The sequence below is a fragment of the Variovorax sp. WDL1 genome (assembly GCF_001541225.1).
Classification (GTDB): domain Bacteria; phylum Pseudomonadota; class Gammaproteobacteria; order Burkholderiales; family Burkholderiaceae_C; genus Variovorax.
The window spans coordinates 109,323-119,892 of the sequence record NZ_LMTS01000238.1; the positions used below are offsets into that span (position 1 = coordinate 109,323).

10 protein-coding genes and 2 pseudogenes are annotated in these 10,570 nt (G+C 68.9%); 10 read left to right on the forward strand and 2 right to left on the reverse strand.

Annotation, left to right across the window (positions count from 1 at the left end; all coding sequences use genetic code 11):
- The 10 genes and pseudogenes from APY03_RS44755 to APY03_RS41905 all read left to right on the forward strand — a co-directional run.
- Nucleotides 1–207: pseudogene (locus tag APY03_RS44755) on the forward strand (thiamine pyrophosphate-binding protein); the annotation flags it as partial.
- A 9-nt stretch (nucleotides 208–216) separates the two neighbouring features.
- Nucleotides 217–1,017: an aspartate dehydrogenase gene (locus APY03_RS29545; RefSeq protein WP_068682624.1), complete on the forward strand. Its 801-nt coding sequence runs from the start codon at nucleotides 217–219 to the stop codon at nucleotides 1,015–1,017.
- Nucleotides 1,018–1,024: 7 nt separating this feature from the next.
- Entirely contained in the window at nucleotides 1,025–2,503 is a 1,479-nt protein-coding gene (locus APY03_RS29550; RefSeq protein ID WP_068682626.1) for an aldehyde dehydrogenase, read from the forward strand.
- A gap of 112 nt (nucleotides 2,504–2,615) precedes the next feature.
- Nucleotides 2,616–3,587, forward strand: a complete 972-nt coding sequence (locus tag APY03_RS29555; protein WP_068682628.1) for a VOC family protein — start codon at nucleotides 2,616–2,618, stop codon at nucleotides 3,585–3,587.
- 11 nt (nucleotides 3,588–3,598) lie between these two features.
- Complete coding sequence (locus APY03_RS29560) at nucleotides 3,599–4,594, forward strand: Bug family tripartite tricarboxylate transporter substrate binding protein (RefSeq protein ID WP_068682630.1); 996 nt, start codon at nucleotides 3,599–3,601, stop codon at nucleotides 4,592–4,594.
- A 48-nt stretch (nucleotides 4,595–4,642) separates the two neighbouring features.
- A complete protein-coding gene (locus APY03_RS29565) occupies nucleotides 4,643–4,864 on the forward strand; it encodes a recombinase-like helix-turn-helix domain-containing protein (protein WP_068682632.1) in 222 nt (73 codons plus the stop codon).
- A gap of 13 nt (nucleotides 4,865–4,877) precedes the next feature.
- Nucleotides 4,878–5,915, forward strand: coding sequence for an aromatic ring-hydroxylating oxygenase subunit alpha (locus APY03_RS29570; protein ID WP_068682634.1), 1,038 nt, complete (start codon nucleotides 4,878–4,880; stop codon nucleotides 5,913–5,915).
- A 32-nt stretch (nucleotides 5,916–5,947) separates the two neighbouring features.
- Nucleotides 5,948–6,919: a PDR/VanB family oxidoreductase gene (locus tag APY03_RS29575; protein ID WP_068682636.1), complete on the forward strand. Its 972-nt coding sequence runs from the start codon at nucleotides 5,948–5,950 to the stop codon at nucleotides 6,917–6,919.
- Between the two features lie 29 nt (nucleotides 6,920–6,948).
- Nucleotides 6,949–8,052 (forward strand): porin, encoded by a 1,104-nt coding sequence (locus APY03_RS29580; RefSeq protein WP_068682638.1) that lies wholly within the window; start codon nucleotides 6,949–6,951, stop codon nucleotides 8,050–8,052.
- Between the two features lie 59 nt (nucleotides 8,053–8,111).
- Nucleotides 8,112–8,261, forward strand: coding sequence for a hypothetical protein (locus APY03_RS41905; RefSeq protein ID WP_157103477.1), 150 nt, complete (start codon nucleotides 8,112–8,114; stop codon nucleotides 8,259–8,261).
- Nucleotides 8,262–8,277: 16 nt separating this feature from the next.
- On the opposite strand, the gene APY03_RS29585 is transcribed toward APY03_RS41905, so the two are convergent.
- Both APY03_RS29585 and APY03_RS44760 read right to left on the reverse strand, forming a co-directional pair.
- Nucleotides 8,278–8,757, reverse strand: a complete 480-nt coding sequence (locus APY03_RS29585; protein WP_068682640.1) for an aminoacyl-tRNA deacylase — start codon at nucleotides 8,755–8,757, stop codon at nucleotides 8,278–8,280.
- Between the two features lie 168 nt (nucleotides 8,758–8,925).
- Nucleotides 8,926–10,570, reverse strand: a pseudogene (locus APY03_RS44760) (CoA-binding protein); the annotation flags it as partial.

A 10,570-nucleotide genomic window follows, 5' to 3' on the forward strand; every position in this document is an offset into this window, starting at 1 on the left:
GACTACGCGCTGCTGTGCAAGTCGATCGCGCTGCCGCACGCGCGCGTGTCGCGCCTGGAGGACCTGAAGGGCCAGCTCGACGAGGCCCTGGCCGCGCGCGGCCCCTTCCTGCTGGAAATCGACATGCTGTCCATCGGCGGCTTCAAGAGCACCTTCGCCGGCCCGCCGACCAACACCGTGACGCAGATCCCTGCGCTCGCGAAGTGAGGCACTGACATGCTGCGCGTGGCACTCATCGGTTGCGGCGCCATCGGCAGCTCGGTCATCGAGCTGCTGAAGGGCGATGCCGGGCTCGCCGTGGTGGCCGTGGTGGTCCCGGCCGACGGCCTGGCCGCGGCGCAGGCCGCATTGCAGACGCTGGCACCCGGCGTGCAGGTCGGGACCGGCGTGCCTGCGTCCGGCGTCGACCTGGTGGTCGAGACCGCCGGCCACGCGGCCATCGAGGAGCACGTGCTGCCGGCGCTGCGGCGCGGCACGCCCTGCGTGGTCGCCTCGGTGGGCGCGCTGTCCGCGCAAGGCCTCGCGGAAAAGCTCGAGATCGCGGCCATCACCGGCGGGACGCAGGTGCAGCTGATCGCCGGCGCCATCGGCGGCATCGATGCGCTGGCCGCGGCCCGCATCGGCGGCCTCGACAGCGTGCGCTACACCGGCCGCAAGCCGCCGCGCGCCTGGAAGGGCACGCCGGCGGAGCAGGGCCGCGACCTCGATGCGCTGACCGCCGAATGCGTGATCTTCGAAGGCAGTGCGCGCGAGGCCGCCGCGCTCTACCCCAAGAACGCCAACGTGGCGGCCACGGTGTCGCTCGCGGGGCTGGGGCTGGACCGCACGCAGGTGCGCCTGGTGGCCGATCCGGCCGTCAGCGAGAACGTGCACACGGTCGAGGCCGAGGGCGCCTTCGGCAGCTTCGAGCTGAGCATGCGCAACAAGCCGCTCGCGGCCAATCCCAAGACATCCGCGCTCACTGTCTACAGCGCCGTTCGCGCCCTGCGCAACCGGGCCGCGGCCCTTGCCATTTGAAGAAGCCATGATCTCTACCGAACTCCTCCCCATCAACGTGGCCGGCGAATGGCGCCTGGGCGGCGGCGACGCCTACGAGAGCCTCTATCCCGCCACCGGCGAACCCATCGCACGCCTCAAGGCTGCCAGCCTGGCCGACGTCGAGGAGGCCATCGTGCGCGCCGACCAGGCCTTCCGCACCAGCGGCTGGGCGCAGAAGCTGCCGCACGAGCGCGCCGCGGTGCTGCACCGGGTGGCGCAGCTGATCCGCGAGGAGGCCGAGCCGCTGGCCCAGAAGCAGCGCCTGGACAACGGCAAGCCGATCAACGAGACGCGCGCGCTGGTCGCCAGCGCAGCCGGCACCTTCCAGTTCTTCGCGGCTGCGCTGGAGACGCTGGAGGCAACGATCACGCCCTCGCGCGGCCCCTTCGTCACGATGAGCGTGCACGAGCCCATGGGCGTGGTCGCCGCCATCACGCCGTGGAACTCGCCGATCGCGAGCGAGGCGCAGAAGCTGGCGCCGGCGCTGGCCGCGGGCAACGCGGTGATCGTCAAGCCGGCCGAGGTCACGCCGCTGATGGCACTGGAGCTGGCGCGCATCTGCGAGGCTGCCGGCGTGCCGAAGGGCATCGTGAGCGTGCTGCCGGGGAAGGGCTCGGTCATCGGCGATGCGATCACCAAGCACCCGCTGGTCAAGCGCGTGTCCTTCACCGGCGGCACCACGACGGGCAAGCACATCGCCCACATCGCAGCCGACAAGATGATGCCGGTGTCGCTGGAACTCGGCGGCAAGTCGCCCACCATGGTGCTGGAGGATGCCGACCTGGACCACGCGGTCAACGGCGTGCTCTACGGCATCTTCAGCTCCTCGGGCGAATCGTGCATCGCGGGCTCCCGCCTCTTCGTGGCGCGCAGCATCTACGACGAATTCGTCACCCGCGTGGCCGAGGCGGCCAAGGCGCTGCGGGTCGGCGATCCCGCCTCGGAGCACACGCAGATGGGCCCGCTGATCACCGCGAAGCATCGCGAGAGCATCGAGCGCTACGTGGAGCTCGGCGTGTCCGAGGGCGGGCAGATCCGCACCGGCGGCGTGCGCCCGCATGGCGCGGACCTCGAGCGCGGCTACTTCTACACGCCCACCATCCTGGAAGGCCTCACGAACAGCGCGCGCATCAGCCAGGAAGAAGTGTTCGGCCCGGTGCTGGTGGCGATGCCCTTCGACAGCGAGGACGCGCTGATCGAACAGGCCAACGACAGCGTCTACGCGCTGGCCGCGGGCGTGTGGAGCCGCGACTTCAAGCGCGCCTGGCGCCTCGGGCGCGCGGTGCAGGCCGGCACGGTCTGGGTCAACACCTACAAGCAGTTCTCGGTTTCCACCCCTTTCGGCGGCTGGCGCGACAGCGGCCTGGGCCGTGAGAAGGGACGCGAGGGCATCTTCCAGTACATGGAGCAGAAGAGCATGTACTGGGGTATCAACGAGCAACCACTACCTTGGGCACAGCAATGAAAACTGCCTTGTTCCAGAAACACCACGGAACCGGCTTTGCCACGCCGTCGGTGTTGCCCCCGGTGAGGGGGGTGGCGGCTACACGAAGTGAGCAAGCATGGGGGAGAGCCAAATGACAGTTCTTGGAATCGACCAGATCACCTATGCTGCAGACGACCTGCCGACCTGCCGGCGCTTCTTCTCGGATTGGGGACTGGCGCTTAAGTCGGAGACCGCCGACGAGCTCGTCTTCGAGTGCCTGAATGGCTGCCGCGTCGTGGTCGCCGCCATGGGCAGGCCAGGCTTGCCGCCGGCGATGGAAGAGGGCCCGACCCTGCGTGAAGTGGTGTGGGGCGTCGCGAGCGACGCCGACCTCGCCCGCTACGCCGCGGCCATCGCCGAGGACCCCGGCTTCGTGGACGCCGAAGCCGAGGGCGCGCGCCGCATCGGCTGCACCGACCCGAACGGCCTTGCGGTGCGCCTGCAGGTCAGCCGCAAGCGCAGCATCGAGGTCGATTGCGGCGCCATGAACACCTGGAACGCCAAGCCCCGTGTGAACCACGCCGCCCCGGTCTACGAGCGCGCCACGCCGATCGAGGTCGGCCACGTGGTCTTCTTCGTCGCCGACGTGAAGGCCACCGCCGAGTTCTATGCGCAGCGCTTCGGCTTCGTGGGCTCCGACAGCTACCCCAACCGCGGCGCCTTCCTGCGCTGCGCGCCCGAGGGCGGGCATCACGACCTGTTCCTGCTGCAGCTGCCTTCGGGCAAGCGCGGGCTCAACCACGTGGCCTTTACCGTGCGCGACATCCACGAGGTCTTCGGCGGCGGGCTGCATTTCTCGCGCTGCGGCTGGGAAACCCAGCTCGGCCCGGGCCGGCACCCGATCTCCTCGGCCTACTTCTGGTACTTCAAGAACCCGGCCGGAGGCCTGATCGAGTACTACGCCGACGAGGACCAGCTCACGGCCGAGTGGCAGCCGCGCGAGTTCGAGCCGGGCCCGACGGTGTTCGCCGAATGGGCGGTCGATGGCGGGCTCGACGGAAACACGCGCCGCCAGAAGAACGCCGAAGGCCCGCAGGGCAAGTTCCTCACCGAGAAGAAATGAACCACACGACCATGCAACGACGTAGCACCCTGTTCTCCCTTGCCGGCGCCGCCTTGATGGCGCTGGCCACCGCCGTCACAGCGCACGCACAGACCGCGGTCGAGAAGCAGCTCGCGAGCGACCGCTTCACCATCGTCTCGCCGTTCCCGCCGGGCGGGCCGGTCGACACGCTGGCACGCGTGCTCTCCGAAGGCCTGGCCAAGCGCTACGGCCAGCCCGCGGTGGTCGAGAACATGCCGGGCGCGGCCGGCAACATCGGCATCGACAAGGTGAAGCGCGCAAAGGGCGATGGCCACACGCTGCTGGTCGTGCCGGCCGGCAACCTGACCATCAACCCGACGCTGATGCCGAATTTCCCTTTCAACATCGAGAAGGACTTCGTGCCCGTCACCATGCTGGCCAAGGCGCCCAACGTGCTGGTGGCCTCGCCCTCCGCCGGCATCAGGACCGCGAAGGACCTGGTCGCCCAGGCCAAGGCCAAGCCGGGCACGCTGTCCTATGCCTCGCCGGGCGTGGGCAGCGGCCTGCACCTGGCAGGCGAGCTCTTCAAGCAGCAGGCTGGCGTCGACCTGCTGCACGTGCCCTACAAGGGCACCGCGCCCGCGCTCAACGACGTGCTGGGCGGCGTGGTGCCGCTGATGTTCAGCAACCTGCCCGCGACGCTGCCCTTCCTCAAGAACGGCAAGCTGGTCGCGCTCGGCGTGACCGAGGCCAGGCGCAGCCCCGCCGCGCCGGAGATCCCGACGCTGGCGGAGCAGGGCATCCAGGGCGTGGCCGTGACCTCCTGGTATGGCCTGCTCGCGCCGGCCGGCACGCCGCCGGCGGTGGCCGAGCAGTTGGCGAAGGATGCGGCCCAGATGCTGGCCGAGCCCGAGGTGCGCGAGCGCCTCAAGGCCCAGGGCATGAGCGAGGCCACCATGAAGCCGGGCGAGTTCGCCGTCTACATGCGCGACGAGACCGCCATGTGGGCCAGGATCATCAAGGCCCGCAACATCGTGGCCGAGTGAGGCGCGCCGCTGCTGCCTGAACCCATCTCACTTTCTACGGAGGCAACGATGCAACAAGACCGCTACCTGCAACCCCACCAGGCGCGCCAGCGCCCGGCCACCACCTACGAAGACCTGCTGGGCGACGTGATCGAGCGCGCCTTCGGCGACGGCGTCCACGATCTCGCCGGCCTGGTCGAACGGCTCAACGACAGCGGGCTGGCCACACCCGGCGGCCAGCGCTGGACCGAGGACCTGTACCGCCACGAAATGGCCAAGCTCGGCGCTTGAGGAGAACTGCACCATGACCACGATTGCCATACAACCCGTCGTTCAAGACCCGGTGGATCAACTGCTCGAGATCGGCCTGAAGGATCTCTGGTACCCGATCTGCCCCTCCCATTTCATCGGCGAGAACCCCGTCTCGCTGCGCCGCCTGGGCCGCAAGCTGGCCCTGTGGCGCGACGGCGAGGGCAAGCTGCACGCGCTGGAAGACCGCTGCCCGCACCGCGGCGCGCCGCTGTCGCAGGGCGTGATCCTCGGCGACCGCCTGTCCTGCCCGTACCACGGCGTCGAGGTGCGCCATGACGGCGTGGTGACGCGCGTGCCCGGCAGCCCAGGCTGCAAGCTCGAGGGCACGAAGGCCACGCGCCACTTCCACGTGGAAGAGCGCGCCGGCGCGGTGTTCCTCTACAACGCCAAGGAATCGGTGGACGTGCCGCCGCCGCTGGTGCTGCCAGAGCAGCTCTCGGACGATGCGCAGTACGCGTCCTTCCTCTGCTACACCGAGTGGAAGGGCGACTACCGCTACGTGCTGGACAACGTGATGGACCCGATGCACGGGACCTTCCTGCACAAGCAGTCGCACTCGATGGCCGAGGGTGAGTCGCAGGCGAAGTTCGGCATCCGCCCGACCGACCACGGCTTCGTGTTCGAGAAGGAAGGCCAGCGCAACGTGAACTTCGACTGGACCGAATGGGCCGACACCGGCATGCACTGGATGCGCCTGGAGATCCCGTACCCGCGCACCGGTGGGCCCGGCGGCAACTTCATCATCATCGGCGCGTTCTCGCCCATATCGAAGGGCATGACCGCGACCTTCTTCTGGCGCGTGCGCAAGCTGCCGCCAGGCTGGGAGCGCGACACCTGGCGCTTCCTCTACAAGAACCGGCTGGAGGCGCGCCACTGGCACGTGCTGGAGCAGGACCGCGTGATGCTCGAGGACATGGAGCCCGACGCCAACCAGCACGAGAACCTGTACCAGCACGACCTCGGCATCGTGCGCTTGCGGCGCCACATGCGCAACCTGGCACAGCAGCAGCTGGAGCAGGCCGCGGCCTGACGTCTTCCAAGGCTATCTCGAGGTCCACGCCCATGTCTTCCCCTACGCTCAATGCGCTCGTGCACACCATGCGCTACGAGGCCGAGGGCATCGTCAGCGTCGAATTCCGCCCGGCTTCGCCCGAGGTGGACTTCCCCGCCTTCGAAGCCGGCTCGCACATCGACCTGCACCTGCCCAACGGCCTGGTGCGCAGCTACTCGCTGTGCAACCCGGCCAGTGACCGCCAGCGCTACGTCGTCGGCGTGGCCAACGACCGCAAGAGCCGCGGCGGCTCGCGCTACGTGCACCAGCAGCTGCGCGTGGGCATGACGCTGCCGATCTCGGCGCCGCGCAACAACTTCCACCTGGAGGAGGGCGCGGAGCGCTCGGTGCTGGTGGCCGGCGGCATCGGCGTGACGCCCATCTGGTGCATGCTGCAGCGCCTTGTCGCCATCGGCAAGCCGGTGGAGATGATCTACTGCGCGCGCACGCGCAAGGAAGCCGCCTTCTGCGACGCGATGGAGGCGCTGGCGCGCGAGAACAAGGTCGTGCTGACCTGGCATTTCGACGCCGACAAGGGCGCGCCGCCCGATCTCGCGGCGCTGCTGGCCGGCAAGAGCGCGGGCAGCCATTTCTACTGCTGCGGCCCGGCGCCCATGCTCGATGCCTTCGAGAAGACCTGCGAGCAGCTGGGCTACGCGCATGCGCACATCGAGCGCTTCTCGGCCGCGCATGTCGAGGCACCCAGCGCAACCGAGACCTATGTGGTCGAGTGCGCCAGGAGCGGCAAGAGCGTGGAAGTGCCGCCGGGCAAGTCCATCCTCGACAGCCTGATCGATGCCGGCCTCAACCCCGACCACAGCTGCAAGGAAGGCGTGTGCGGCGCCTGCGAGACGAAGGTCATCTCGGCCGGCGAAATCGAACACCGCGACGGCATCCTCACCAAGACCGAACAGGCCGCGAACAAGACCATGTTCATCTGCGTCTCGCAGTGCAAGCGTGGCCCGCTGGTGCTCGACATCTAGTTTCCACCTCCCTTTCTCCCAACAATCAAATGAAGAAATCCCTTGTGGCCGCGGCCGCATGCGCGGCTGCGGCCGGCGCCTGGGCGCAATCCTCCGTGCAGATCTTCGGCGTCGTCGATGCCGCCGTCACCTACACCACCGGGTCGGGCTACGGCTCCTCCAGCAAATGGCAGCTGACCAACAGCGGCAACAGCTTCAGCCGGCTGGGCTTTCGTGGCAGCGAAGACCTCGGCGGCGGCCTGGCCGCCAGCTTCTGGCTCGAGGCCGGCCTGCAGAACGACAACGGCACCGGCTTCAACTCGAATTCGAACAACCAGGCCAGCGGCGCGGCGGGCCCCGGCCTGCTGAGCTTCAACCGGCGCTCGACCGTGAGCTTCTCCGGCGGCTTCGGCGAGCTCCGCCTGGGCCGCGACTACACGCCGACCTTCTGGAACACCGCGCTCTACGACCCCTTCGGCACCGGCGGCGGCATCGGCGCCAACCAGCTCTACTTCTCGGGCCTGGGCGGGCTCACGGCGCCGACGGGCACGCGCGCCTCCAACAGCATCGGCTACTTCCTGCCGCCCAACCTGGGCGGCTTCTACGGGCAGGTGATGTACGCGATGGGCGAGAACGACAACCGCTCCGTGCTGCCGGGCACGCTGATCTCGAACCGCGACGACGGCGACTACGCGGGGTTGCGGGTCGGCTATCTCAACGGCCCGTTCAACGTGACGCTGGCCACCGGAAAGACGCGCTACGCAACGGGCGACCTGCGCGTGTCGAACATCGGCGCTTCCTACGTCTTCGAGTCGCTGATGAGCCTCAAGCTGATGGGCGAGATCTACAGCGAATCGCTGGGCGCGGTGGACGGCAAGGGTGCGCTCCTGGGTTTCAGCCTGCCGGTGGGCGTGGGCGAGATCAAGGGCTCGTACGCGCGCTACAAGCGCGAGCCGGTAGGCAACGTGCCGGAGCCCACGACCTCGAAACTCGCGCTGGGCTATGTCTACAACCTGTCCAAGCGCACGGCGCTGTACGGCACCCTGGCCTACGTGCGCAACCGCAATGGTGCGACGCAGGCGCTTGCAGGTTCAACCACGGCGCCCAACCGCGCGTCCCGGGGCACGGAGTTCGGCATTCGCCACGGGTTCTGAGCTGGCAACGCGATAGGCGGCCACGAAGGCCAAGCGGCACCCTGCAAGGTCGCGATGCGGTGGTGGTCGTCGATGCAGACGAATTCAATCGCCTCAAGGGCACGCGAACCGGCGAGTTGTTGATCGAGGCGCTGCAAGCATCCCCGCATCGGCAGATCGAGATCGAGCCACGCCGTTCTGCGATGCCAGTGCGGGCGGTCAAGTTGTGAGCGGCTGGCTGCGCCCTCAATGCATCGGCGACTTGCTGAACATCCCGTGCGGCTGGGCGCGCATCAGCTCGTGGAACTGATCGTGCGACATCCGCAGCAGCTGCTCGTGGTCGCCGACCTCCATGTAGACGACTTCGTTGCTTTCGAGCTCGTCATCCACGATCGTCGGGATGCCCCAGGCCATGCCCACGGGCGGCACGGCACCGCGCTCGCAGTCCTCGAACAGCGAGGCGATGCGATCCTCGTCCGCCAGGCGGAGCCGGTAGCGGCCGGCGAGGCGGGAGAACTCGCCCACCATGAGGACCCTGTCGGCGGGCAGCACGGCCATCACGCAGCCCTCGTCGTCCTGGAGGATGACCGACTTGGCCAGCTGGCTCGGGGGCACATGGGCACTGCGCGCCGTCTCCGCGCTGCTGCGGCTGTGCTCGTGCCTCCAGATTTCATACCCGGTGCCGCGCTCGTCGAGGTAGCGGGTCAGATGGGAGGGGAGGGACATGGCATCTCCTTGTGCGAAATCGCGGCCCGCTCCGAAGTGGCCAACGTTGCGACAGTTTGCGCCGGAGGAGGGGCGGTCGCAAGGGGCGGTGGCCTCGAACGCGGGGGCGGGGACCGAACGGCAGAAGACGCGCCTCTGCACCTTCTGCGTTCGGCTGTTCGCGCCCGTTCAGGCCACGAACTTGCAGACCGATGCGACAGTGCGCGTGTCCATGTTGCGCCCGCGGTTCAGGTGGTCGTCGATCTCGGCGGCGCAGCCGAGCATGCGCGGGTACAGGAAGATCGTGAACGCGGCCGTCTCGAGCTCGCGCTCGCCGATTTCCCCGGACTGCAGCGGCTTCCACAGCATCTTGAGCAGCAGCGCAGCGATCACCGCATCCACGTTCACGCAATAGACGTTGCGCGAGACGCCGGCGTCGAACAGCTGCTGCACCAGCGCGCGGTAGAAATCGTGGAACACGTTGTGGTCGCCGCGCGCCTCGCGCAGCTTCGCGATGAAGACCTCGCGCGGGTCGACGTTGACCGGCTTGTCCTTGAAGACCGGGTGGTTCACGCCCGGCAGCTTGGCGATGTCCAGGCTGCCGGCGCTCTTCTTCCGGGTCTTGTACTGCGCGTACTGGTCCACCGCCTTCGCGGCCAGGGCCTGGAGATCGACGCCGTGGTCCGGCGCGCCCGGATCCTCGAGGCCGCTGCCCTTGAACTGCTCGATGAGGTAGGCGATGCCCTCGTAGCCGTTGCCGCCGTGCGCATAGCCGGTATGCGTGAGGAAGCCGACCAGCGCCTTGTTGAGCTGCACCCGCTCGGGCTGCTCGGGCCCGTCCGCAGACACGGCGCCCTTGGCGCCTTGCGCCGAGATCGCGCCTGGGCCGTTGGTCAGCAGCAGGCCGACCAGGGTCTGGAAGGCGAACAGGTCGGCCTCGCCCGGCGAGCGGCCGAGGAGGGCGGCGAACGCGATCTCGCCCAGGCTCGCACTCTCCAGCAACTGCTGCTGCGCGATGCCGCAGAAGCGGCCTTCCTCATGGCGCGCGGCATCCGCCGAGGCGCCGATCAGCGTGCCGAAGAGCTGCAGCCACCAGGGGAAGTTCTGCGCCGTCAGCAACGAGATGCGCTTGCGCGACAACGGGCCCCAGGCCAGGGTGGCCGATATCGCGGCCAGCACGGCCGCCTCGGTCGGGTGGCCGGGAAGGCTCTGTAGCCAGCGCAGGAACACCGAGCGGCCGCCGCGCGCCTGCACGCCGGCCAGCAGGGCCTGGGCGCGGCCATCAGGCGTGTCGCTCGTGAGCGTTGGCGCGCCAGCCATGTCGATCTGCGCGATGTCGAAGCCGTCGCTGAGCGAGGCCCCGAACTCGTTGCCCAGCCCCGCCGCATGGAAGCGCTCGAGCATGAAGCCCAGCGCCTCGCGTGCCGCTTGCTGGCGCTTCGGCCCGACGATGGCGGCTGCCGCGGCCAGCACCGAATTCGGCGCATTGCCGGCGTCGCGGCTGGCTTGCGCCGCCGCGAGCTCGGGACGGCCGTGCAGGTTGACGAAGGCCGCGATCGCGGGTGCGATCAGCCGGCGGTCGTTCTCGCCGCCGGCGTCGTGCAGCAGCGCGAGCGCCACGTTCGATTCGAACGCCAGTGTGGCCGCGTCCAGCATGCTGGTGCCGTGCAGGCTGCTGACCTGCGTTTTCGCATCCATCTGCGAGGCGCCCGAGGCGTCCTTCATCGTCTGGCGCGGCACCACCCCGCCGATCTGCGTGTTGAGCAGCGCCACCTGCTCGTTGTAGGGCGCGAGCGCCTGCACCACCGGCAGACGCAGTTCCTGCGGCAGGGCC